The 21,953-nt window shown below is 61.9% G+C and carries 20 protein-coding genes, 4 tRNA genes, 4 pseudogenes and 1 riboswitch; of the genes and pseudogenes, 20 read left to right on the forward strand and 8 right to left on the reverse strand.

Annotation, left to right across the window (positions count from 1 at the left end; translation table 11 throughout):
* The first annotated feature begins 100 nt into the window (after positions 1–100).
* Positions 101–673 (forward strand): nucleotidyltransferase family protein, encoded by a 573-nt coding sequence (locus BLU48_RS05195; protein ID WP_057024617.1) that lies wholly within the window; start codon positions 101–103, stop codon positions 671–673.
* Here BLU48_RS05195 and chrA read toward each other — a convergent pair.
* Complete coding sequence (gene chrA / locus BLU48_RS05200) at positions 662–1,861, reverse strand: chromate efflux transporter (RefSeq protein ID WP_057024684.1); 1,200 nt, start codon at positions 1,859–1,861, stop codon at positions 662–664. The genes BLU48_RS05195 and chrA overlap by 12 nt on opposite strands.
* 173 nt (positions 1,862–2,034) lie before the next feature.
* Between chrA and tspO the strand changes: the two genes are divergently transcribed.
* The 7 genes and pseudogenes from tspO to BLU48_RS05235 all read left to right on the forward strand — a co-directional run.
* Entirely contained in the window at positions 2,035–2,475 is a 441-nt protein-coding gene (tspO, locus tag BLU48_RS05205; RefSeq protein ID WP_043047529.1) for a tryptophan-rich sensory protein TspO, read from the forward strand.
* Positions 2,475–3,428 carry an alpha/beta hydrolase gene (locus BLU48_RS05210; protein ID WP_057024618.1) on the forward strand — a complete coding sequence of 318 codons (954 nt, stop codon included), beginning with the start codon at positions 2,475–2,477 and terminating at the stop codon, positions 3,426–3,428. Before tspO ends, BLU48_RS05210 begins: the two co-directional genes overlap by 1 nt.
* A gap of 35 nt (positions 3,429–3,463) precedes the next feature.
* The gene (locus BLU48_RS05215; protein ID WP_057024619.1) at positions 3,464–3,688 is read left to right on the forward strand and encodes a hypothetical protein; all 225 of its coding nucleotides are present in this window, start codon (positions 3,464–3,466) and stop codon (positions 3,686–3,688) included.
* On the forward strand, positions 3,685–4,176 hold the full coding sequence (locus BLU48_RS05220; RefSeq protein ID WP_083348190.1) for a GNAT family N-acetyltransferase: 492 nt from the start codon (positions 3,685–3,687) through the stop codon (positions 4,174–4,176). The genes BLU48_RS05215 and BLU48_RS05220 overlap by 4 nt, the downstream gene beginning before the upstream one ends.
* Positions 4,177–4,348: 172 nt before the next feature.
* Positions 4,349–4,546: pseudogene (locus BLU48_RS05225) on the forward strand (GNAT family N-acetyltransferase); the annotation flags it as partial.
* 187 nt (positions 4,547–4,733) lie between these two features.
* A pseudogene (locus BLU48_RS05230) lies at positions 4,734–4,931 on the forward strand (GNAT family N-acetyltransferase); the annotation flags it as partial.
* Positions 4,932–5,118: 187 nt separating this feature from the next.
* Positions 5,119–5,316 (forward strand): annotated as a pseudogene (locus BLU48_RS05235) (GNAT family N-acetyltransferase); the annotation flags it as partial.
* 184 nt (positions 5,317–5,500) lie between these two features.
* Here the strand turns inward: BLU48_RS05235 and BLU48_RS05240 are convergent.
* Genes BLU48_RS05240 through BLU48_RS05250 form a run of 3 tightly spaced genes read right to left on the reverse strand, consistent with a single transcriptional unit; the run spans position 5,501 to position 8,273 of the window.
* The gene (locus BLU48_RS05240) at positions 5,501–6,265 is read right to left on the reverse strand and encodes an ABC transporter ATP-binding protein (protein WP_057024621.1); all 765 of its coding nucleotides are present in this window, start codon (positions 6,263–6,265) and stop codon (positions 5,501–5,503) included.
* The gene (locus BLU48_RS05245; RefSeq protein ID WP_057024622.1) at positions 6,262–7,266 is read right to left on the reverse strand and encodes a FecCD family ABC transporter permease; all 1,005 of its coding nucleotides are present in this window, start codon (positions 7,264–7,266) and stop codon (positions 6,262–6,264) included. The genes BLU48_RS05240 and BLU48_RS05245 overlap by 4 nt, the downstream gene beginning before the upstream one ends.
* Complete coding sequence (locus BLU48_RS05250; RefSeq protein ID WP_057024623.1) at positions 7,263–8,273, reverse strand: ABC transporter substrate-binding protein; 1,011 nt, start codon at positions 8,271–8,273, stop codon at positions 7,263–7,265. Before BLU48_RS05250 ends, BLU48_RS05245 begins: the two co-directional genes overlap by 4 nt.
* Positions 8,274–8,377: 104 nt before the next feature.
* Positions 8,378–8,571, reverse strand: a riboswitch (cobalamin riboswitch).
* A gap of 23 nt (positions 8,572–8,594) precedes the next feature.
* Between BLU48_RS05250 and BLU48_RS32190 the strand changes: the two are divergent.
* A pseudogene (locus tag BLU48_RS32190) lies at positions 8,595–8,684 on the forward strand (outer membrane lipoprotein carrier protein LolA); the annotation flags it as partial.
* 8 nt (positions 8,685–8,692) lie between these two features.
* On the opposite strand, the gene BLU48_RS05260 reads toward BLU48_RS32190, so the two are convergent.
* A complete protein-coding gene (locus BLU48_RS05260; protein ID WP_057024624.1) occupies positions 8,693–9,622 on the reverse strand; it encodes a DNA/RNA non-specific endonuclease in 930 nt (309 codons plus the stop codon).
* Between the two features lie 134 nt (positions 9,623–9,756).
* Between BLU48_RS05260 and BLU48_RS05265 the strand changes: the two genes are divergently transcribed.
* A complete protein-coding gene (locus tag BLU48_RS05265) occupies positions 9,757–10,818 on the forward strand; it encodes a M4 family metallopeptidase (RefSeq protein ID WP_057024625.1) in 1,062 nt (353 codons plus the stop codon).
* Between the two features lie 28 nt (positions 10,819–10,846).
* A complete protein-coding gene (locus tag BLU48_RS05270; protein WP_057024626.1) occupies positions 10,847–11,152 on the forward strand; it encodes a protealysin inhibitor emfourin in 306 nt (101 codons plus the stop codon).
* A 47-nt stretch (positions 11,153–11,199) separates the two neighbouring features.
* Here BLU48_RS05270 and BLU48_RS05275 read toward each other — a convergent pair whose 3' ends face one another.
* Positions 11,200–12,591, reverse strand: coding sequence for an aldehyde dehydrogenase family protein (locus BLU48_RS05275; protein WP_056846727.1), 1,392 nt, complete (start codon positions 12,589–12,591; stop codon positions 11,200–11,202).
* 103 nt (positions 12,592–12,694) lie between these two features.
* On the opposite strand from BLU48_RS05275, the gene ptrR reads away from it, so the two are divergent.
* Positions 12,695–13,567 (forward strand): putrescine utilization regulator PtrR, encoded by an 873-nt coding sequence (gene ptrR, locus BLU48_RS05280; protein ID WP_057024627.1) that lies wholly within the window; start codon positions 12,695–12,697, stop codon positions 13,565–13,567.
* 107 nt (positions 13,568–13,674) lie between these two features.
* Here ptrR and BLU48_RS05285 read toward each other — a convergent pair whose 3' ends face one another.
* Together BLU48_RS05285 and BLU48_RS05290 are read right to left on the reverse strand one after the other, a co-directional pair.
* Positions 13,675–13,884: a hypothetical protein gene (locus BLU48_RS05285; protein WP_043047518.1), complete on the reverse strand. Its 210-nt coding sequence runs from the start codon at positions 13,882–13,884 to the stop codon at positions 13,675–13,677.
* 98 nt (positions 13,885–13,982) lie between these two features.
* A complete protein-coding gene (locus tag BLU48_RS05290; protein WP_043047517.1) occupies positions 13,983–15,179 on the reverse strand; it encodes an amino acid aminotransferase in 1,197 nt (398 codons plus the stop codon).
* 343 nt (positions 15,180–15,522) lie between these two features.
* Between BLU48_RS05290 and uvrB the strand changes: the two genes are divergently transcribed.
* The 8 genes from uvrB (at position 15,523) to BLU48_RS05330 (ending at position 21,939) form a co-directional block, all read left to right on the forward strand.
* Entirely contained in the window at positions 15,523–17,538 is a 2,016-nt protein-coding gene (gene uvrB / locus BLU48_RS05295) for an excinuclease ABC subunit UvrB (RefSeq protein WP_057024628.1), read from the forward strand.
* Between the two features lie 695 nt (positions 17,539–18,233).
* Positions 18,234–19,715 (forward strand): glutamate--tRNA ligase, encoded by a 1,482-nt coding sequence (gene gltX, locus BLU48_RS05300; protein ID WP_057024629.1) that lies wholly within the window; start codon positions 18,234–18,236, stop codon positions 19,713–19,715.
* 147 nt (positions 19,716–19,862) lie between these two features.
* Positions 19,863–19,938, forward strand: a tRNA-Ala gene (locus BLU48_RS05305).
* Between the two features lie 78 nt (positions 19,939–20,016).
* Positions 20,017–20,092 (forward strand) — tRNA-Glu (locus BLU48_RS05310).
* A gap of 50 nt (positions 20,093–20,142) precedes the next feature.
* Positions 20,143–20,218 (forward strand) — tRNA-Ala (locus BLU48_RS05315).
* 78 nt (positions 20,219–20,296) lie between these two features.
* Positions 20,297–20,372: transfer RNA gene (locus BLU48_RS05320), tRNA-Glu, on the forward strand.
* A gap of 182 nt (positions 20,373–20,554) precedes the next feature.
* Positions 20,555–21,094, forward strand: a complete 540-nt coding sequence (locus tag BLU48_RS05325) for a TetR/AcrR family transcriptional regulator (RefSeq protein WP_046068946.1) — start codon at positions 20,555–20,557, stop codon at positions 21,092–21,094.
* A 14-nt stretch (positions 21,095–21,108) separates the two neighbouring features.
* A complete protein-coding gene (locus BLU48_RS05330; RefSeq protein ID WP_057024685.1) occupies positions 21,109–21,939 on the forward strand; it encodes an alpha/beta hydrolase in 831 nt (276 codons plus the stop codon).
* Positions 21,940–21,953 lie beyond the last annotated feature (14 nt).

Here is a 21,953-nt window from a genome sequence, read left to right on the forward strand (position 1 = left end):
TCGCCGCACGGCGTGGCTTGGGGTTTTCGCGAGCAAGCTCGCTCCTACAGGCGTGACATGTTGGAGTGGTATGGTTGCGCCAGACTATGGAGGACTGAACATGACATTGACTGTCGACACCTTGCTCGAATTGGCCATGGCTAACCCGCTCAATGCCCAAATCACGGCGCGCCTGCCGGACCTTGGGGTACAGCAGTGCCTGCTCACGGCGGGTTGCCTGTTCCAGGCGGTGTGGAATCATCAGGCGAATCTGCCGGCTGATCAGGGCGTGAAGGACTACGATGTTTTTTACTTCGACACAGACCTGTCCTACGAGGCGGAGGACGCGGTGATTCGTGCGGCGCAGGCGCTGTTCCAGGACCTGGGGGTGAATGTGGAGGTCAGGAATCAGGCGCGGGTGCACCTTTGGTACCCTGAGCGATTCGGCCGACCCTATCCGCAATTGCACTCGGCCACGCAGGGGGTTGATCGTTACCTGGTGGCGGGCACTTGCATCGCGTTGGATATCACCACCGGCGAGGTGTATGCACCCTATGGGCTAGAGGATGTGGAGCAGGGTGTGCTGCGCATCAACCCACTGCATCCCGAGCCGCAGCTGTTTTTGCACAAGGCCAGAAGTTATCAGGCGCGCTGGCCTTGGCTCAGGATCGTCGAGCCAGGCTTAGCCGAGTAAGCCGCCGAGCATGCCGCAACCTATCACCACCAGCCAGGGCGGCAGCTTCCAGACCATCAGCGCGACCAATGCGAGCACGGCCAGGGCAAAGTCATACCCGTTGAAAATCGCGCTGGTCCACACCGGCCGGTACAGCGCCGCCAGCAACAGCCCAACCACCGCCGCATTCACCCCGGCCAGTGCCGCCTGGGTGCGCGGGCTTGTGCGCAGGCTGGCCCAGAAGGGCAAGGCGCCGCAGATCAGCAGGAACGAAGGGGCGAAGATCGCCAGCAGGGCGATCACGCCGCCGAGCCAACCGCTGGGGGCGTGGGTCATCGAGGCGCCGAGGAAGGCGGCGAAGGTGAACAGCGGGCCGGGCACGGCTTGGGTGGCGCCGTAGCCGGCGAGGAATACGTCATTGCTCACCCACTGCGGCGGCACCACTTCAGCTTGCAGCAGCGGCAGCACCACGTGGCCGCCGCCGAACACCAGGGCGCCGGTGCGGTAGAAGGCGTCCACCAGGGCGAGGACTGGATTGGGCAGCCCTTCGGCCAGGATCGGCAAGCTCACCAATAGCACCACGAACAGCGCCAGCCATATGGCCCCGGCGCGGCGGCTGATGGCGATGGGCAGGCTGTCGGGCTCGGTATTGGGTTGGGGCTTGAACAGCAGCAGGCCGGCCACGCCTGCGGCGGCGATTACCCCGACCTGGCTCCAGGCGGATGGCGCCAGCAGCACGATGCATGCGGCGATCAGCATCAGCGTGAGCTTCACGGCACCTCGGCATAGGTTGCGCGCCATGCCCCACACGGCCTGGGCGACGACGGCCACGGCGACGACCTTGAGGCCATGCAAGGCGCCACCGGGGATGGCGGTGCCGTAGTGCGAGAGGCCGACGGCAAAGAGAATCAGGGCGATGGCCGACGGCAAGGTAAACCCGGCCCAGGCCGCTGCGGCGCCGCCGTAGCCTGCGCGGGACAAGCCCAGGGCAATGCCGACCTGGCTGCTGGCCGGGCCGGGGAGGAACTGGCACAAGGCGACCAGTTCGGCATAGCTGCGCTCGCTCAACCACTGCCGCCGAGTGACGAACGCCTCGCGGAAATAGCCCAGGTGCGCAATCGGCCCGCCGAAGGAGGTCAAGCCCAGGCGCAGGAAGATCAGGAACACCGACCAGGGGCTGTCAGGGCGATCGGTAGGTGAGTTGGCCAAGGTCGGGTGCTCTGCTGGTGGGGTAGGCGTAGCCGGTATTTTGCAGACCATACCCAATTTTCATGACGTGCAGAAGAGACGGCGTTTTTGACCTATTCATTGAATTTATCGGTGGTGGCTTGAGTCATTGAAGCATAGCGTTGCTTTCATCCACCCGACCTCAAGGACTGACCATGACCTTCTTTATCTTCCTCCTGGCCTGCGCCGCCGCCGCCAGTACCGGTGTGATCTTCAAGCCCGGCGCCTGGTACGAATCCCTGGTCAAGCCCAGCTTTACTCCGCCTAACTGGCTGTTTCCGGTGGCATGGACAATCATCTATCTGCTGCTGGCCTGGGCCGGTTACCGCTTGAGCCTGATCCCCGGCAGCCAAATGGTGCTGGCGCTGTGGGCGGCGCAGATTGCCCTGAATACCTTGTGGACACCGGTGTTCTTCGGCGCCCACCGACTGCTGGCCGGGATGGTGATTATCGTGCTGCTGTGGCTCACCGTGGCGGCGATGGTGGTGCTGGCCGTGCGCCTGGACCTGATCACCGGTTTGATCCTGTTCCCTTACCTCGCCTGGTTGTGTGTAGCCGCGGCGTTGAACTTCTCGATCTTGCGGAACAACCGCTGATGACGTACCAGCATTGGCCGGCCAGCGAGCCGGAACTGGCCCAGATGCGCCGCTTCAATCAGAAGCTTGGGTGGATGCCGCGCTTTAAAATCCGCAACCGCGTCACGCCGCGTCTGATCCAGGCGCTGTTGCGCGCCAGTCAAACGCTGAAGAAGGCGCCCGTGGCAGAACGCAAAAAGGTGGGCTCGGTGCCGGTGCGCATCCTGCGGCCCAGCGGCAAGCCCAAAGGCGTAGTGCTGGATATCCACGGTGGCGGCTGGGTGATCGGCAATGCGCAGATGGATGACGACCTCAACCTCGGCATGGTCAACGCCTGCGGCGTGGCGGTGGTGTCGGTGGATTATCGGCTGGCGGTGGACACGCCGATAGAAGGGCTGCTGGAAGACTGCCTGGTCGCTGCACGCTGGCTTCTGGGGGATTGCCCGGAGTTTGCCGACCTGCCGGTGTTCGTCGTCGGCGAGTCGGCCGGCGGGCACTTGGCGGCGGCCACGTTGCTGGCGCTCAAGCAATGGCCCGAGTTGCTCGAACGGGTAAGCGGCGCGGTGTTGTATTACGGAGTCTACGACTTGACCGGCACGCCGAGCGTGCGCACGGCAGGGCCGGATACCTTGTTGCTGGACGGGCCGGGCATGGTCGAGGCGCTACGCATGCTGACGCCGGGCATCACCGACGAGGCGCGCCGGCAGTCGCCGTTGTCGCCGTTGTACGGGGACTTCGCGGGGTTGCCGCCAGCGCTGATGTTTGTGGGCGAGTTGGACCCGCTCAAAGACGACACGCTGCTGATCGCCGAGCGCTGGGGCGGGGCAGAAGCGCATCTGCTGCCGGAGGCGGCCCATGGTTTCATCCATTTTCCGGTGGCGATGGCAGACAACGTGTTGGCGTACAGCCGCAAATGGATAACGCAGCACCTGCAACAAGTGGGAACTAAAAAGCTGATCGCTGAGTCAGGTTAATCAGTTGCGCCTTCTCTCCTTACAAGGATTTCCGCATGCGTGCCTATACCCTGAACTACCTGTTCAATGATGAACCTCGCACTCACAGCTTCGACCTCAAGCAGCTTGAATTGCCCAAGCATGAGGCGGCGATGCATTTGCTGGCATTGCATTTCGGCGATGCGGAAAACGGCCTGATCATGCCTGCCGCGGATGCAGCGCCGGAGGAGGTCCTGGAGCAGGCGCAGGTGGTGGGGATCACCCGGATCGAGGTGGTATGAGGCCGAAAATCCAGGTCGTCACCCTGGCTGATCTGCCCGAAGTCCTCAGCTTCGCGTTGCAGGCACGTGATGAACTGTTCCCAAAGCTCAGCGCAACCGGGATACCGGATGACCTGGCGCAGTTCGAAACTATTTACCTGCAGGGCGACGGGCAGTTTCTGATTGCTCGTGCCGAAGGCCAGATCGTTGCGGCGGTGGGTTACCTGCCGTACGACGGCCGCTTTGCACAGTTGAACTACCAGGGCTGCAAGACAGTGGAGGTGGTGCGCCTGTACGTACATCCGGCATTTCGTCGCTGCGGCCTGGCGGGTGAGCTATACCGTTCCCTGGAAGCGCTGGCGCGGGCGGACGGGGTGGAGGTGGTTTACCTGCATACCCACCCGTTTCTCCCCGGGGCGATTGATTTCTGGATCCGGCAAGGATTCGAGGTGGTGAATGTGGAAGCTGACCCGGTATGGCAGACCACCCATATGCACCGGTCTCTGTAGATCAAATGTGGGAAGGGCGGTACGCCGCCGCCGGCCTGACTGACACGCCTCGGTCAAATGTGGGAGGGGGCTTGCCCCCGATGGCGGTGGGTCAGCCCCAGGTGTATTCACTGACACTCCCTCATCGGGGGCAAGCCCCCTCCCACATTTGTCCCAGGTGTGTCAGGTAGGGCGTTGCTGCGGTCTGGCGGGTGAGCTATACCGTTCCCTGGAAGCGCTGGCGCGGGCGGACGGGGTGGAGGTGGTTTACCTGCATACCCACCCGTTTCTCCCCGGGGCGATTGATTTCTGGATCCGGCAAGGATTCGAGGTGGTGGATGTGGAAGCTGACCCGGTATGGCAGACCACCCATATGCACCGGTCTCTGTAGATCAAATGTGGCAGGGGCGATGCGACGATTACGGGTACGCCGCCGCCGGCCTGACTGACACGCCTCGGTCAAATGTGGGAGGGGGCTTGCCCCCGATGGCGGTGGGTCAGCCCCAGGTGTATTCACTGACACTCCCTCATCGGGGGCAAGCCCCCTCCCACATTTGTCCCAGGTGTGTCAGGTAGGGCGTCGCTGCGGTCTGGCGGGTGAGCTATACCGATCGCTGGAAGCGCGGGCGCGGGCGGACGGGGTGGAAGTGGTTTACCTGCATACCCACCCGTTTCTGCCCGGGGCGATTGATTTCTGGATCCGGCAAGGATTCGAGGTGGTGAATGCGGAAGCTGACCCGGTATGGCAGACCACCCATATGCACCGGTCTCTGTAGATCAAATGTGGCAGGGGCGATGCGACGATCACGGGTACGCCGCTGGCGGCATAACTGACACACCTCGGTCAAATGTGGGAGGGGGCTTGCCCCCGATGGTGGTGGGTCAGCCCCAGGTGTATTCACTGACACTCCCTCATCGGGAGCAAGCCCCCTCCCACATTTGTCCCAGGTGTGTCAGGTAGGGCGTCGCTGCGGTCTGGCGGGTGAGCTATACCGATCGCTGGAAGCGCGGGCGCGGGCGGACGGGGTGGAAGTGGTTTACCTGCATACCCACCCGTTTCTGCCCGGGGCGATTGATTTCTGGATCCGGCAAGGATTCGAGGTGGTGGATGTGGAAGCTGACCCGGTATGGCAGACCACCCATATGCACCGGTCTCTGTAGATCAAATGTGGCAGGGGCGATGCGACGATTACGGGTACGCCGCCGCCGGCCTGACTGACACGCCTCGGTCAAATGTGGGAGGGGGCTTGCCCCCGATGGTGGTGGGTCAGCCCCAGGTGTATTCACTGACACTCCCTCATCGGGGGCAAGCCCCCTCCAACATTTTTGACCGAGGTGTTTCAGGTCAGGTAGGGCGCAGGCGCAGGATTTGCGCGCCGTCGAACGGGTCTGTGAGGTAATGCCCCTGCACCCCGAATGTCTCTTGCAGGCGCTCTGGCGTCAGCACCTCCAACGGCGTACCCAGCGCCACCAATCGTCCGCGATCCAGCACGGCCAGGCGATTACAGGTCAGCGCCTGGTTCAGGTCATGCAGGGCAATCAAGGTGGTCACCGGCAAGCCTTGCACGCCTTTCAAGATCGCCAGTTGATGCTGGATATCCAGGTGATTGGTTGGCTCATCCAGCAACAGAATCCGCGGTCGTTGCGCCAGGGCTCGGGCGATGTGCACGCGTTGGCGTTCGCCGCCGGAGAGGCTGCGCCAGGCACGGTGGCTCAGGTGGGTGGCGTCTACGTCGTGCAGGGCCTGGCGGACGATGGCGTCGTCTTCGCTAGACCACGGGCTCAGCGCCGACAGCCATGGCGTGCGGCCCAGGGCCACGGCGTCGAACACGCGGATGGCATCGTCAGTGTCAGCCTGCTGTTCCACCACCGCCAGCTGTTGCGCGATGGCGCGGCGCGACAGCTCACCCAGGCGCTTGGCACCCAGGCGTACTTCACCACTGGCCGGGGCGCGCAAGCCGGCGAGCAATTTGAGCAGGGTGGATTTGCCCGAGCCGTTGGGCCCGACGATGCCGAGGGTTTCCCCTTGCTGCACGTCCAGGTGAACATCGCGCAGCAACTCAGCGTCTCGCACCTTGAAACCCAGGCCGGTGCAACTGAGCACACTCATCGCGCGTTCCTGCGGCCAATCAGGATCAGCGCAAACACCGGTGCGCCCACCAACGCCGTGACCACACCGACGGGAATCACCTGGCCCTTGATCAAGGTGCGCGACAGCACATCGGCCGCAATCAAGAACAACGCGCCGCCAAGAGCGCTCGCCGGCAGCAACCGCGAATGCCCGGTGCCCAGCAGCAGGCGCACCGCATGGGGAATCACCAGGCCGACAAAACCGATGGAGCCAACGATGGACACCATCACCGCCGTCACCAGCGCAGCGCAGGCCACCAGCACAAATTGCACGCGGCGCACCGGAATGCCCAGGGACGCCGCCGAGTCGCTGCCGAAGGTAAAGGCATCCAATGCGCGGCGATGCCACAGGCACACCGTCAGCCCAACGATCGCCACCGGCACCGCCAGCCACACCGACGGCCAGCGCACACCGCTGAGGTTGCCCAGCAGCCAGAACATAATGCCGCGGGCTTGCTCGGAGCTGGCCGACTTGGTGATTAGGAACGCGGTCAAGGCATTGAACAATTGCGAGCCGGCGATGCCCGCAAGGATGATTTGCCCGGTGCCGCTGGACGAGCCACTGGCCCGCGCCAGCAGGATCACCAGCGCAAACGCTGCCATTGCCCCTACAAATGCCCCCGCCGACAGCGACACCAGCCCGCCGCCCACACCAATCAAGGCGACCAGGACCGCGCCGGTCGACGCGCCGGCACTGATGCCGAGCAAGTAAGGATCAGCCAGCGGGTTACGCAGCAACGATTGCAGGATCACGCCACAGGTCGCCAACCCCGCACCGCAGGCAGCGGCCACCAGGGCGCGGGTCAGGCGATAGTTCCACACCACGCCTTCATCGATGGGGTCGAGCACGAAGCCCGCGGCCCACAGCTTGTTGGCGAGCACCTGGAGCACCACCTGTGGCGAGATGGCGGTCTCGCCGATGGCCACGCCGGCGAGCAGGGCGAGCAACAGCAGTGTGAGGGCGAGCAGGGTCCGTATCATTTCGGCAGGTCGTAGCCGTCGATGGCGGCGGCCAGTTGTTCCAGGCCATCGAAGGTGCGCAGGCTGGCCTGCAGCGCCAGGGCATCGAGGATGATGATGCGGTTGTTTTTCACCGCGTCCATGTTGCGGGTCACCGGGTCGTTGCGCAGGAAGGCGAGTTTCTTCTCGTGGTCGTCGGCGGGGTAGCGGCGCCGATCCATGCGTGCGATCACCAGGAACGTCGGGTTGGCCTTGGCAATGGTTTCCCAGCCGACGGCGGGCCATTCTTCATCGGACTGCACCACATTGCGCAGGCCGAGGGTTTGCAACATGAACTGCGGAATACCCTTGTGCCCGGCCACGTACGGATCGCTGGCCATTTCGGCGCTGGAGAACCACACCAGCGCGCTGGCTTGCTTCAAGCCTTTGCCTTGCGCGGTGGCGATGGACTTGGCCAGGCGCGCCTGTAGTTCGTCGTTGAGCTGCTGGCCGCGATCCTGGACGTCGAAAATCTGCGCCAGTTGGCGGATGCTTTTATAAATCGTGTCGATGCGGAACGGCTCCAGACGCGTGCCGTCGGCACCCACCAGGTTGTCCTTGCCTTCGCAGTCCGAGGGCAGCAGGTAGGTGGGGATCTGCAGTTCATGGAATTGCTCGCGGGTGCCGACCACGCCTTGTGGCCCCACCACCCATTCCAGCTCGGCGGCCACCAGTTGCGGGCGCTTGGCGATCACCGCTTCGAAGCTCGGCTCGTTGTTGGCCAGGCGCTCGATGGTGGCGTCCTGTGCCTTGTACTGCGCCAACACGTTGTTGAACCACAGCGAAGTGCCAACCACTTTATCGCCCACGCCCAAGGCGTAGAGCATCTCGGTGGCGGCCTGGCCGATGGTTACGCTGCGTGCAGGCGCGTGCTGGAAGGTCAGGGTACTGCCGCAGTTTTCCAGGGTCAGCGGGTAATGGGTGGGCGTGGCCTGGGCCATTGCACAGGCACCCAAGCCTGCGATCAGGGCGGTAACGCGTGGCAGCATGGGGTGATCTCCGAGTGCAGCAGGGGCGGTACGGCTCGGAAATACAGCCTCGAACGCTGCCGATCGGGCAGGCAAGGATGTCCTTCCCGGACACCCCGCCGGTTAGTGGTTTTGCTGGGCCGGCAGGTCTCCTGACTGATGCGTCGTCGCCTCGCTCCCGCCTTCCCGGACAGGGTCCAGTGGCAGTGGGGAGCAGGCTCGGCACCTACAGTTGCGGGGGCAGTTTCGATTGACGTCGCGGGCGGCGTTTCGAATTCCCTATTAGTCCCATACGGGAACCGGCGGCGGTATGGTAGTCGATCAGGCCCTGTAGGAGCGAGCTTGCTCGCGAAGGTCGCTAACGATAACGCGGGGAACCTGATGCTCCGCGGCGCTCTCAGGTGCTTCGCGAGCAAGCTCGCTCCTACAATGGGCCGCTCTCAGAGTCGTATGTCTTGGGGGCCGCGGATCAGCGCTTCAATCCGCGTACCTGTCGCACGTTCTTCATTGCTGAACCCGTCATAGTCGGCCAGGTTGGCGAAGCGGATGCCGGTCAGTTGCTCGATCTGGATCACGCTGCGCTGGTAGGTGCGAAGCTGGCCGAACACCAGGTCGAGCTGCCCCAGCTCACGGCTTTGGTCGATCATGTAGGCGCTGGCGGAGGGTTTGCCGTCGTCGCTGAGGTAAGCCACGACTTTCCAGAACGCCTTGGGGATTTTCACCCCACGATAAAGTCGGTCGTCATCGGCGAATACCGGGCCGGTAAACACCGTGGCCCGGGCTTTCCAGCGTTGGGTGTTGTCAAGAATGTAGTCTTCGAGTTCCAGCCAGGTCTTCTGGTTGAAGCCGCTCATTTGCGGCGAGCAGTTGGTGAAGTGGAAGGTGTCGAAGTTGGCGGTGTTGGCCTCGTCGCCCCAGTTGGGGTCCTGGCGCCGCACCAGGTGGCCGCGGTCCAGGCCATTGCTGGCGTAAAGGTCTTCACCTACCTGCGCATCCAGGGGCAGGCGACCATCGTAGGCCCAAGTGTCGTTGCTGCGCGTGATGTCCACGTGCTTTGAGCCGTCGATATTCACCCCCACGTAGAGCGCCAGTCGTCGGGAACGCGACATAGTGATGGAGAAATGCGTGTAGTCCAGGCGCTTGGGTTGCACGTCGCTCGACAGTGGCTCGCCGACCGTGGGCCATGGCACCACGAAGTCGCTGAGGAAATCATGGGCATAGCCAGCGCGGTTTTTGAGGTCCTTGGCCGCGGTGACGCGCGGTGTCGCGGTTCTGGCTTCCAGCAGGGTGGGGCTGAGCGCGACCAATGGGCGCAGGTCGGAAAGCCTGGGGCGGTGGGAAAGGTCGATTTTGGCTGTGCGGGCGGGCATGGGCATGTTCCTTATGGGCCTCGGATAAACACCACTGCAACACAAACTCATGACAATTTGGCCCAGGTGGCGAACACAGGGCTATCCTGAAACCGCTACCGGACGTTCATCACACGCCAAAAAGGAGCCAGCTTATGTGTGTTCGCCAGCCGCGCAACCCGATTTTCTGTCTGATCCCACCCTATATGCTCGACCAGATCGCCCGCCACGGGGATAAAGCCCAACGGGAAGTCGCATTACGCACTCGGGCCAAGGACAGCACGTTCCGCTCGTTGCGCATGGTCGCGGTACCCGCCAAGGGCCCAGCCCGCATGGCGTTGGCCATGGGCGCCGAGAAACAGCGCTCGATCTACAGCGCTGAAAACACCGACAGCCTGCCTGGCAAGCTGATCCGCGGCGAAGGGCAACCGGCCAGTGGCGATGCCGCAGTGGACGAAGCCTATGAAGGCTTGGGCGCGACCTTCGATTTTTTCGACCAGGTATTCGACCGCAATTCCATCGACGATGCCGGCATGGCCCTGGACGCCACGGTGCACTTCGGCCAGGACTATAACAACGCGTTCTGGAATTCGACCCAGATGGTCTTCGGCGACGGTGACCAGCAGTTATTCAATCGCTTCACCGTGGCGCTCGACGTGATTGGCCATGAGTTGGCCCATGGCGTTACCGAGGATGAGGCCAAGCTGATGTACTTCAACCAGTCCGGCGCGTTGAACGAGTCGCTGTCCGACGTGTTCGGTTCACTGATCAAGCAGTATGCGTTGAAGCAAACCGCCGAGGAGGCTGATTGGTTGATCGGCAAAGGGTTGTTCACCAAGAAGATCAAGGGCACCGCTCTGCGCTCGATGAAAGCCCCAGGCACTGCGTTTGATGACAAGCTGCTGGGCAAGGACCCGCAGCCGGGTCACATGGATGATTTTGTACAGACATACGAGGACAATGGCGGGGTGCATATCAATTCCGGCATTCCCAACCACGCGTTCTATCAGGTGGCAACCAAGATTGGCGGGTTCGCCTGGGAGCGTGCAGGGCGCATCTGGTATGACGCACTGCGGGATGCGCGGCTGCGACCGAACTCGGGGTTCCTGCGTTTTGCGCGTATTACCTATGATGTGGCCGGGCGTCTTTACGGCGCGAACAAGGATGAACAGAAAGCGGTCAAGGAGGGGTGGAAAGCCGTGGGCATCAATGTTTGACCAGCCGCTTGGGCGGCGAGGAACAGCCATGCGAATCTCAATCAAGGAAAGCGGTGGGCCGGCGTTTTTTCCGGGGCTGGCCAAGCCGCGTACGGTAGAGCTGGAGAAGCTACCCGAGCCGGACCAGCAGGAATTGCGGCAACTGATCGAAGCTTCGGATTTTTTTCAGTTGCCACAAAGCACCGTGCCCGAAGCCGGTAACCCCGACCGAGTGCACTACACCCTGACAGTGGCGGAGGGCGAGCGTGAGCACACGGTCTGTGTGCTCGCGCCGGTGAAGTCGCAGGCGTTGGAAGGGTTGGTGCAATGCGTGCGACGGCACATCCGCAGTTGATGCACGACTGGGGTTGCTGCGCAGCCAGCGCAGTCGCCCCTGTCTGGCTATTTGCGATCCAGCCACACTGTCTGCGCATTGCAGAACTCGCGTACGCCGAAGTGCGACAGCTCGCGGCCGAACCCGCTTTTCTTCACACCGCCAAACGCCACCCGAGGGTCTGACACGCTGAACGCGTTGACGAATATCCCGCCGGTGTCCAGTTGCTCGGCAATATCGCGGGCCTTGGCTGAGTCGGTGGTGAAGATGCTGGCGGTGAGGCCAAACTCGCTGTCATTGGCCAGGGCCACAGCATGCTCGGCATCGCGGGCGGTAATGATCGACGCCACGGGTCCGAACAACTCCTGCTTGAACGAGGTCATCTGATCGGTGACGCCGGCCAGCACGGTCGGTTCATAGTAATTGCCCGCGCCTGGGACTTTGTTGCCGCCCAGCAGCAGGGTCGCGCCTTCTTCCAGGGTCGCCTGGACCTGGCCGTGCAGTTCGTCGCGCAGGTCGAAGCGGGCCATGGGGCCGATATAGGTAGTGTTCAATGTCGGGTCGCCCATCACCAGGGCGCGGCTGGCCTCAAGGAATTTGGCGGTGAAGGCTTCTACCACCCCAGCTTCAATGATCAGGCGCTTGGCGGCGGCGCAGACTTGGCCGCTGTTCTGGAAACGGCCGATCACGGCGGCTTGCACAGCAGCGTCGAGGTCAGCGTCGTTGAGCACGATAAACGGATCGGAGCCGCCCAGTTCCAGCACGCATTTCTTCAGCGCGGCGCCGGCCTGGGAGCCAATGGCGATACCGGCGCGCACGCTGCCGGTGAGGGTCACGGCGGCGATACGTGGGTCAGCGATGGCGCTGGACACGCCGTCCTGGGTCACGTTGATCACTTCGAATACGCCTTCAGCGAAACCGGCTGTGCGCAACGCTTGCTGGATCAGGTAGGCGCTGCCCATCACGTTCGGCGCGTGTTTGAGCACGTAAGTGTTGCCGGCGAGCAAGGTCGGCACGGCGCCGCGCAGCACCTGCCAGACCGGGAAGTTCCACGGCATCACCGCGAGGATCGGGCCCAGCGGGCGGTATTCGATCCGGGCGCTGCCGTTGTCTACCAGGGTCGGCTCAGGGGCGAGCATGGCCGGGCCATGAGCGGCGTACCACTCGCTGAGTTGGGCGCATTTTTCGATCTCGGCGCGGGCCTGGGCGATGGGCTTGCCCATTTCCAGGGTGATCATTTGCGCCATGGCTTCGGCTTGCCCGCGCAAGGCGGCGGCCAGGGCCAGCAGCAATTCTGCGCGTTGGCTGACCGGCTGGCGGCGCCAAGTGCGGAACGCGCTGGCCGAACGGGTGAGGGCGGCGTCCAACTGTGCCGCGGTTTCATAGGCATAGCTGGCGACTGTTTCGCCGTTGGCGGGGTTGATCGACAAGGCGTGGGTCTGGTGGGTCATTGCGTTCATGGCACCGTCCGGCTGAATAAGTGGAATGGGGCCAGCGTACGGGGCTGTATCTTTTCTGGAAACTGAATAATATTAAGCAATACATTCACGATTGGAGAATGAAGTGGATCTGGTGCAGCTGGAAATTTTCAAGGCCGTTGCCGAGCAAGGCAGTATCAGCGCTGCCGCGCAGCTGATTCATCGGGTGCCGTCAAACCTCACCACGCGCATCAAGCAATTGGAACAGGACCTGGGCGTGGAGTTGTTTATCCGCGAGAAAAGCCGTTTGCGCCTGTCCCCGGCCGGTTGGAATTTCCTCGGTTATACGCGGCGTATTCTCGACCTGGTGCAAGAGGCCCGCGCTACGGTGGCGGGGGAGGAGCCTCAAGGGGCGTTTGCCCTGGGCTCCCTGGAGAGCACGGCGGCGGTGCGCATCCCCGCCTTGCTGGCGGCGTATAACCAGCAGTACACCAAGGTCGAGCTGGACCTGAGCACGGGACCGTCAGGTACCATGATTGAAGGCGTGTTGTCCGGGCGGCTGACTGCGGCTTTCGTTGACGGACCGGTGCTGCATTCCACCCTGGAAGGCGTGGCGGTGTTCGAAGAGGAGATGGTGGTGATTGCGCCGCTGCATCACGCGCCGATCACCCGTGGCCTGGATGTGAATGGCGAAAACATCTATACGTTTCGCTCCAACTGTTCGTACCGGCACCACTTCGAGCGCTGGTTCTCACAGGATGGCGCGATGCCGGGCAAGATCTTCGAGATCGAGTCCTACCACGGCATGCTTGCCTGCGTCAGCGCCGGGGCCGGGCTGGCGCTGATGCCGCGCAGCATGCTTGAGAGTATGCCGGGGTGTGCGGCGGTGAGTGTGTGGCCGTTGACGGACAGCTTCCGCTTACTGAATACCTGGCTGATCTGGCGCCGGGGCACTGTGTCACAGAGCCTGAACAGTTTCGTAAAACTGCTGGAAGAACGCGGCCTGGCAGCCGCCTGAGTTCAATGTGGGAGGGGGCTTGCTCCCGATAGCGATGTTTCAGCTAACGAATACTTGGCTGAAAGAATGCAATCGGGAGCAAGCCCCCTCCCACATTTTGTTCTTCATCAGCCGCCAAATTGGAAGGTGCCCATGGCCAATTTGGCCATGATCGCCGTCGCACCCAGTTGCACCAGCCACAACGCCAAACCACCGAGGAACACCCCCAGCGCCACTTGCAGCACCAGGCTCTTCTGGCGTTTGGCTTGCGGTGCACGTGGGGCGTAATCGTGCAATTCGTCGCGGTCGGCACGCAGATCCAGGTCATCGTTTCTCATAGGGCTCTCACAGCAAAGGGGCGGTCAAGGTTCAGTCTAGGGGCTGGGCACAAAAAAGGGGAAGCCATGGCTTCCCCTTCTGTGCAACGCCAGCAGGTTTACAGCACCTGAACGATTGCTTGTGTGACCGCACCAATGTTCGACTGGTTCAGCGCCGCCACACAGATACGCCCGGTATCCAGTGCGTAGATGCCAAACTCGGTGCGCAGGCGGGTGACTTGCTCAACGGTCAGGCCGGAGTAGGAGAACATCCCACGCTGACGACCGACGAAGCTGAAATCATGACCTGGAGCCGCCTTGGCCAGCTCAGCCACCATCTGTTCGCGCATGCCGCGGATGCGCAAGCGCATTTCAGCCAGTTCGGCTTCCCACTGGGCACGCAGTTCAGGGTTGTTCAGCACAGCTGCAACGATGGCCGCGCCGTGGGTCGGCGGGTTGGAGTAGTTGGTGCGGATCACGCGCTTGACCTGGGACAGGATGCGCGCGCTTTCTTCCTTGGACTCGCTGACAATCGACAGCGCGCCCACGCGCTCGCCGTACAGGGAGAACGACTTGGAGAACGAGCTGGACACAAAGAAAGTCAGGCCCGATTCAGCGAACAGACGTACGGCAGCGGCGTCTTCGTGGATGCCATCGCCAAAGCCCTGATAGGCCATGTCGAGGAACGGCACCAGGTTCTTGGCCTTGACCACCTCCAGCACGTTTTGCCAGTCGGCCGGGCTCAGGTCGACGCCGGTCGGGTTATGGCAGCAGGCGTGCAGCACCACGATGGATTGCGGGGGCAAAGCGTTGAGGTCTTCGAGCAGGCCGGCACGGTTGACGTCGTGGGTGGCAGCGTCGTAGTAGCGGTAGGTCTGCACCGGGAAACCAGCTTTTTCGAACAGCGCCTGGTGGTTTTCCCAGCTCGGGTCGCTGATGGCGACCACGGCATTGGGCAGCAATTGCTTGAGGAAGTCAGCGCCGATTTTCAGCGCGCCAGTGCCGCCTACCGCTTGGGCGGTAATCACGCGGCCAGCGCTCAGCAGGGGGGATTCAGCGCCAAACAACAGTTTTTGCACGGCCTGGTCGTAGGCCACGATGCCGTCGATCGGCAAGTAGCCTCGGGCAGCGTGTTGCGCCACGCGAATGGCTTCCGCTTCGGCAACGGCACGCAAGAGTGGAATTTTCCCCTCCTCGTTGCAGTAAACGCCCACGCCAAGGTTGACCTTGGTGGTTCGTGTGTCGGCGTTGAATGCTTCGTTGAGGCCCAGGATTGGATCGCGTGGTGCCATTTCGACAGCGGAAAACAGGCTCATTTTTGCGGCAGCTCTATGGGGGAAGGGAGGGACGTGTCGCGCTCCAGCCGAATGCACTAGAGCGGTGCACAAACGGGGAGCTAGTATAGAGGCCATCACGGCTGAGGGCGACAACCGAAACGGCTTTTCGGCGATGTTTTTCGGTTTATTTGTTGACCGTTAGTCTTATTGCAACATTGAAGGGAAAGGTCTTGTAGGAGGATAGCCTTGAAACCCATCACATTCGTCACCACTTCTACAGCTATCATGGTTTTTTCCTGCAACCTGCGATGATTAATCGCGGGTTGCTGAGCTATTTCGTCCCTGGCGGTGTTGAGTCTGGGGTGACTACACGAGGTACGTTATGTCGGATTTCCAGCTCGTCACCCGTTTTGAACCCGCCGGCGATCAGCCGGAAGCCATTCGCCTGATGGTCGAAGGCATCGAGGCCGGCCTGTCCCATCAGACGCTGCTCGGGGTGACCGGTTCAGGCAAGACCTTCAGCATCGCCAACGTGATCGCCCAGATCAACCGCCCGACCCTGGTGCTGGCGCCGAACAAGACCCTGGCCGCGCAGCTGTATGGCGAGTTCAAGGCGTTCTTCCCGAACAACGCGGTGGAGTACTTCGTTTCCTACTACGACTACTACCAGCCCGAAGCCTACGTGCCGTCCTCCGATACCTTTATCGAGAAGGATGCATCGATCAACGACCATATCGAACAGATGCGGCTGTCGGCGACCAAGGCCTTGCTGGAGCGCAAGGACGCGATCATCGTCACCACGGTGTCGTGCATCTACGGCCTGGGCAGCCCGGAAACCTATCTGAAGATGGTGCTGCACGTCGACCGCGGCGACAAACTCGACCAGCGCGAACTGCTGCGGCGCCTGGCGAGCCTGCAATACACCCGCAACGACATGGACTTCGCCCGCGCCACCTTCCGGGTGCGCGGCGATGTGATCGATATCTACCCGGCGGAATCCGACCTGGAAGCGATTCGCATCGAGCTGTTCGACGATGAAGTCGAAAGCCTGTCGGCCTTCGACCCGTTGACCGGCGAAGTGATCCGCAAGTTGCCACGCTTCACTTTCTACCCGAAAAGCCACTACGTGACCCCGCGGGAAACCCTGATGGGCGCCATCGAGGGTATCAAGGTCGAGCTGGCCGAGCGCCTGGAATACCTGCGTTCCAACAACAAGCTGGTGGAAGCCCAGCGCCTGGAGCAGCGCACCCGCTTCGACCTGGAGATGATCCTGGAGCTGGGCTACTGCAACGGCATCGAAAACTACTCGCGCTACCTTTCGGGTCGCGAGTCCGGTGCGCCGCCGCCAACCCTCTACGATTACCTGCCGGCGGACGCCTTGCTGGTGATCGACGAGTCCCACGTCAGCGTGCCGCAGGTGGGCGCCATGTATAAGGGCGACCGTTCGCGTAAAGAGACCCTGGTGGAATACGGTTTCCGCCTGCCGTCGGCACTGGACAACCGACCGATGCGCTTCGATGAATGGGAGGCCATCAGCCCGCAGACCATCTTTGTGTCCGCCACGCCCGGTAACTATGAAGCCGAGCATGCCGGCCGCGTAATCGAGCAGCTGGTGCGTCCGACTGGCCTGGTGGACCCGGAAATCGAAATCCGCCCGGCGCTGACCCAGGTCGATGACTTGCTCTCGGAGATCAACAAGCGTGTCGCCCTGGAAGAGCGCGTACTGGTCACCACCCTGACCAAGCGCATGTCCGAAGACTTGACCGACTACCTGGCCGACCATGGCGTGCGCGTGCGCTATCTGCACTCGGACATCGACACCGTGGAGCGCGTGGAAATCATCCGCGACCTGCGCCTGGGTACCTTCGATGTGCTGGTGGGCATCAACCTGCTGCGCGAAGGCCTGGACATGCCGGAAGTGTCGCTGGTGGCGATTCTCGATGCGGACAAGGAGGGCTTCCTGCGCTCAGAACGCTCGCTGATCCAGACCATCGGCCGTGCGGCGCGTAACCTCAATGGCCGGGCGATTCTGTACGCGGACCGCATCACTGGCTCCATGGAGCGGGCGATTGGCGAAACCCAGCGGCGTCGCGACAAGCAGATCGCGTTCAACCTGGAAAACGGCATCATCCCCAAAGGCGTGTTCAAGGACGTTGCCGACATCATGGAAGGCGCCACCGTGCCCGGCTCGCGCAGCAAGAAGCGCAAGGGCATGGCCAAGGCCGCCGAAGAAAGCGCCAAGTACGAGAACGAACTGCGTTCGCCGAGTGAAATCACCAAGCGCATTCGACAACTGGAAGAGAAGATGTACCAGTTGGCGCGGGATCTTGAGTTCGAGGCGGCGGCACAGACGCGCGATGAGATTGGCAAGTTGCGTGAGCGCCTGCTGACGGTCTGATTTGCGCTGGCTTTACTGGCCTCATCGGGCATAGGTATCTACACAACTTCGTAGCAGCAGACCGTAACCACGATGCGCAGCGAGCCGCTCCTGATCTTGATCTGCTTTTGATTTTGATCTCAGGCGCCCCGTTAAACCACGCTGGCCGGAATTCGACAGGGATTTGGGGGGTAAACCGGCAGGGATGCCGGTTTAGCCGCCCCGCGCCATGGATGGCGCGTGGCGGCGGCCCCCCAAATCCATGGCGGATTACGGGCACACCGAGCCTGGGCGAGGTGCCGAGTGGTGGGGCAAGAGCGTTTGGTTACTTTGCGCTTTTCAAAGTGACCCGCTGTAAAAGCGGAACCAATAGTGGCCGTTGCCCAAATAACGGATATGTACTCGGTCTGATCCAACATTCTGGTCGGCTGTCAGGCCGCCATCGGGGGCAAGCCCCCTCCCACATTTGGATCGCGGTGCATCAGTTAGATAGCTATAAGCTCCCTTGCCAGAGAAGCAGTGGTGTACCAAAGTTGTGTAGATACCTATGCTCATCGGGGGCAAGCCCCCTCCCACATGTTGATTTGTGAATACAGTCAAATGTGGGAGGGGGCTTGCCCCCGATGGCCGCGCCGCGGTTTTCCAGAAATCCCCCAGGCTGTTACCATTCGCCCCTTGCTTCAATTTTCAGTTTTATCGCCCATTCGAGACCTGCCATGACCACCGTCCGCACGCGCATTGCGCCATCGCCTACTGGGGATCCCCACGTCGGTACTGCCTACATCGCCTTGTTCAACTACTGCTTTGCCAAGCAGCACGGCGGTGAATTCATCCTGCGGATCGAAGATACCGACCAACTGCGTTCCACCCGTGAGTCGGAGCGGCAGATTTTCGACGCCCTGCGCTGGTTGGGTATTACCTGGGCCGAAGGCCCGGACGTCGGCGGCCCCCACGGCCCGTACCGCCAGAGCGAGCGCAGCGACATCTACAAGCAGTACACCCAGCAACTGGTCGACATGGGCCATGCCTTCCCGTGCTTCTGCACCGCAGAAGAGCTGGACCAGATGCGCGCCGAGCAACAAGCCCGTGGCGAAACCCCACGCTACGATGGCCGTGCGTTGTTGCTGTCCAAGGAAGAAGTGGCTGCACGCCTGGCGGCTGGCGAACCTCACGTGATACGCATGAAAGTGCCGAGCGAGGGCGTGTGCGTGGTACCGGACATGCTGCGCGGCGACGTCGAGATCCCGTGGGATCGCATGGACATGCAGGTGCTGATGAAGACCGACGGCCTGCCGACGTACTTCCTGGCCAACGTGGTCGACGATCACCTGATGGGCATTACCCACGTATTGCGTGGCGAAGAGTGGCTGCCCTCGGCGCCGAAGCTGATCCTGCTCTACGAGTACTTTGGCTGGGAACAACCGCAGCTGTGCTACATGCCGCTGCTGCGTAACCCGGACAAGAGCAAGCTGTCCAAGCGCAAGAACCCGACCTCGGTAACCTTCTATGAGCGCATGGGCTTCATGCCTGAGGCGATGCTCAACTATCTGGGCCGCATGGGCTGGTCCATGCCGGACGAGCGTGAGAAGTTCTCGCTGCAGGAAATGGTCGACAACTTCGACCTGTCCCGCGTTTCCCTGGGCGGGCCGATCTTCGATATCGAGAAGCTGTCGTGGCTCAATGGCCAGTGGCTGCGTGACCTGCCGGTGGAAGAGTTCGCCAGCCGTGTGCAGCAGTGGGCGTTGAACCCTGAGTACATGATGAAGATCGCGCCATTGGTGCAGGGCAGGGTAGAGACCTTCAGCCAGGTCGCACCGTTGGCCAGTTTCTTCTTCGCCGGGGGCGTGAACCCGGATGCCAAGTTGTTTGAGTCGAAGAAGCTTTCGGCTGACCAGGTTCGCCAACTGATGCAGTTGATCCTGTGGAAGCTCGAAAGCCTGCGCCAGTGGGAGAAGGACGCCATCACCGCGACGATCCAGGCGGTAGTGGAATCCCTGGAGTTGAAACTGCGCGACGCCATGCCCCTGATGTTTGCCGCGATCACCGGGCAGGCCAGTTCGGTGTCGGTGCTCGATGCGATGGAAATCCTTGGGCCGGACCTGACCCGTTTCCGTCTTCGCCAAGCCCTTGATTTGCTTGGTGGTGTGTCGAAGAAAGAAAACAAGGAATGGGAAAAACTGCTGGGCGCCATCGCGTAATCAGGCCGCTGCAGCGACAAAACCCCGGTTTTCCGGGGTTTTGTCGGTAAGTGATTGTTATCCCGGCAAAAAATTTTGGAAAATGTTGAAAATAAATTTGACACCTTTCCAAACCGCCATTAAGATTCGCCCCGTCCTCACCGATGAGGGGCTATAGCTCAGCTGGGAGAGCGCTTGCATGGCATGCAAGAGGTCAACGGTTCGATCCCGTTTAGCTCCACCAATCTACAGGTTCAAGGTCTGGCCACACCGGCCTTGAATCGATCAGGTCTCAGCCCTGATCAGTTGTACAGAAGGTTTTGTCCCCTTCGTCTAGTGGCCTAGGACACCGCCCTTTCACGGCGGTAACAGGGGTTCGAGTCCCCTAGGGGACGCCAGTTTCAACAAGCAGCTCGCAAGGTCTGCTGCGCCGCGAGGCGAAAAATCCGGGGCTATAGCTCAGCTGGGAGAGCGCTTGCATGGCATGCAAGAGGTCAACGGTTCGATCCCGTTTAGCTCCACCAATTTACAGGTTCAAGGTTTGGCCACACCGGCCTTGAATCGATCAGGTCTCAGCCCTGATCAATGTACAGAAGGTTTGTGTCCCCTTCGTCTAGTGGCCTAGGACACCGCCCTTTCACGGCGGTAACAGGGGTTCGAGTCCCCTAGGGGACGCCACGATTACCCGCTTTGCGGGATTTTTAAGGGTCATTCAATTATTGAATGGCCCTTTTGTTTGTCTGGCGTTTGGCCAATCCTCTCCCCAATCCCATTCCTGTGTACTGACCAATGGTCATGCCGGTCGCTTGCCAAATATTATTATGGTAATAATATTCAACCCATGAGAGACGGAGGCAAGTATGAGCGATAAAAAAGCCCAGACCCGCGAGCGTATTTTGCAGGCTGCCAGCGCGGCGTTGATCCAGCGTGGCCCGGCTGAGCCGAGCGTGGGCGAAGTCATGGGGGCGGCGGGGCTGACGGTCGGTGGTTTCTATGCGCACTTTGAAAGCAAGGACGCCTTGATGCTCGAGGCGTTCACCCAGCTGTTGGCCAAGCGTCGCGCGTCCATTGACGACATGGACTCCCAACTGACCGGTGAAGAACGCAGGGCGCTGGTGGCGGCGTTTTATCTGTCGCGCAAGCATCGCGACTCCACCACCCAGGCTTGCCCGATCCCGGCGACGGTGGGCGAGATGAGCCGCCTGCCCGATGAATTCCGGCAGGCGCTGAATGAGCACTGCGAGCTGATGGCTGCACAGCTGGCGGCCAGCCCTGAGGACACTGACAAAGCCCTGGCGGACATGGCGCTGATGATCGGCGGCCTGGCCTTGGCGCGTGCCCTTGGCCCGGGCGAGTTGTCTGACCGGGTGCTGCGCGCTGCCAAGTCGGCCGTACGTTAGAAGAGGGCTGGATGATGGGCACGTTAACCTGGACTCGTCGCTTCAACGGCACCCTGGGGCATCTGGCGCCGCAAACCGTGGCCAACAGGATGCGACGTGTGTTCATGACGCCGCGTGACCTGCCGCCACGAGCCTGGGAGTTGCCGCTGTTGGCGCAATCGGAGCGCATTACTTTGCGCTTTGGCTTGTCCGCCCTGCGCTGGGGCCAGGGCCCTGCTGTGCTGTTGATGCACGGCTGGGAAGGTCGGCCCACCCAGTTCGCCAGCCTGATCACTGCGTTGGTGGATAACGGTTATTCAGTGATTGCCCTCGATGGTCCAGCCCATGGCCGTTCGCCGGGGCGTGAAGCCCATGTGCTGCTGTTTGCCCGCGCCATGCTCGAGGCCGCTGCCGAGTTGCCGCCGCTGCATGCGGTAATCGGCCATTCCATGGGCGGCGCCAGTGCGATGCTGGCGGTGCAGCTGGGGCTGCGTACCGAGGCGTTGGTGAGTATTGCCGCACCGTCGCGTTTTCTGGATGTGCTGCGCGGCTTCACCCACATGGTCGGTTTGCCGTCGCGGGCGCGGGCGGCGTTTATCCGGGAGGTGGAACTGACGTTCGGTATGCCGCTCAAGCACCTCGATGTGGCTCACTACCAGATGAATATTCCCGGCCTGATCGTGCATGCCGAAGACGACACCTTCGTGCCGGTCAAGGCGGCGCAAGCCATCCATGACGCGTGGTTCGACAGCCGCCTGCTGCGTATAGAGGCAGGTGGGCATCAGAAAGTGCTGGCCGACCCAAGGGTGATCGATGCGGTACTCGTGCTGTTGGCTGGCCGCCTACAGGAACGGCAAATCGCCTGATACACTGCCCCGCC

Source organism: Pseudomonas synxantha (assembly GCF_900105675.1).
Classification (GTDB): Bacteria; Pseudomonadota; Gammaproteobacteria; order Pseudomonadales; family Pseudomonadaceae; genus Aquipseudomonas; species Aquipseudomonas synxantha.

Coding starts and splice junctions, on each gene's coding strand:
- BLU48_RS05195 (WP_057024617.1), top strand. CDS start 101: ATGACATTGACTGTCGACACCTTGCTCGAATTGGCCATGGCTAACCCG.
- tspO (WP_043047529.1), top strand. CDS start 2,035: ATGACCTTCTTTATCTTCCTCCTGGCCTGCGCCGCCGCCGCCAGTACC.
- BLU48_RS05210 (WP_057024618.1), top strand. CDS start 2,475: ATGACGTACCAGCATTGGCCGGCCAGCGAGCCGGAACTGGCCCAGATG.
- BLU48_RS05215 (WP_057024619.1), top strand. CDS start 3,464: ATGCGTGCCTATACCCTGAACTACCTGTTCAATGATGAACCTCGCACT.
- BLU48_RS05220 (WP_083348190.1), top strand. CDS start 3,685: ATGAGGCCGAAAATCCAGGTCGTCACCCTGGCTGATCTGCCCGAAGTC.
- BLU48_RS05240 (WP_057024621.1), bottom strand. CDS start 6,265: ATGAGTGTGCTCAGTTGCACCGGCCTGGGTTTCAAGGTGCGAGACGCT.
- BLU48_RS05245 (WP_057024622.1), bottom strand. CDS start 7,266: ATGATACGGACCCTGCTCGCCCTCACACTGCTGTTGCTCGCCCTGCTC.
- BLU48_RS05250 (WP_057024623.1), bottom strand. CDS start 8,273: ATGCTGCCACGCGTTACCGCCCTGATCGCAGGCTTGGGTGCCTGTGCA.
- BLU48_RS05260 (WP_057024624.1), bottom strand. CDS start 9,622: ATGCCCGCCCGCACAGCCAAAATCGACCTTTCCCACCGCCCCAGGCTT.
- BLU48_RS05265 (WP_057024625.1), top strand. CDS start 9,757: ATGTGTGTTCGCCAGCCGCGCAACCCGATTTTCTGTCTGATCCCACCC.
- BLU48_RS05270 (WP_057024626.1), top strand. CDS start 10,847: ATGCGAATCTCAATCAAGGAAAGCGGTGGGCCGGCGTTTTTTCCGGGG.
- BLU48_RS05275 (WP_056846727.1), bottom strand. CDS start 12,591: ATGAACGCAATGACCCACCAGACCCACGCCTTGTCGATCAACCCCGCC.
- BLU48_RS05285 (WP_043047518.1), bottom strand. CDS start 13,884: ATGAGAAACGATGACCTGGATCTGCGTGCCGACCGCGACGAATTGCAC.
- BLU48_RS05290 (WP_043047517.1), bottom strand. CDS start 15,179: ATGAGCCTGTTTTCCGCTGTCGAAATGGCACCACGCGATCCAATCCTG.
- uvrB (WP_057024628.1), top strand. CDS start 15,523: ATGTCGGATTTCCAGCTCGTCACCCGTTTTGAACCCGCCGGCGATCAG.
- gltX (WP_057024629.1), top strand. CDS start 18,234: ATGACCACCGTCCGCACGCGCATTGCGCCATCGCCTACTGGGGATCCC.
- BLU48_RS05325 (WP_046068946.1), top strand. CDS start 20,555: ATGAGCGATAAAAAAGCCCAGACCCGCGAGCGTATTTTGCAGGCTGCC.
- BLU48_RS05330 (WP_057024685.1), top strand. CDS start 21,109: ATGGGCACGTTAACCTGGACTCGTCGCTTCAACGGCACCCTGGGGCAT.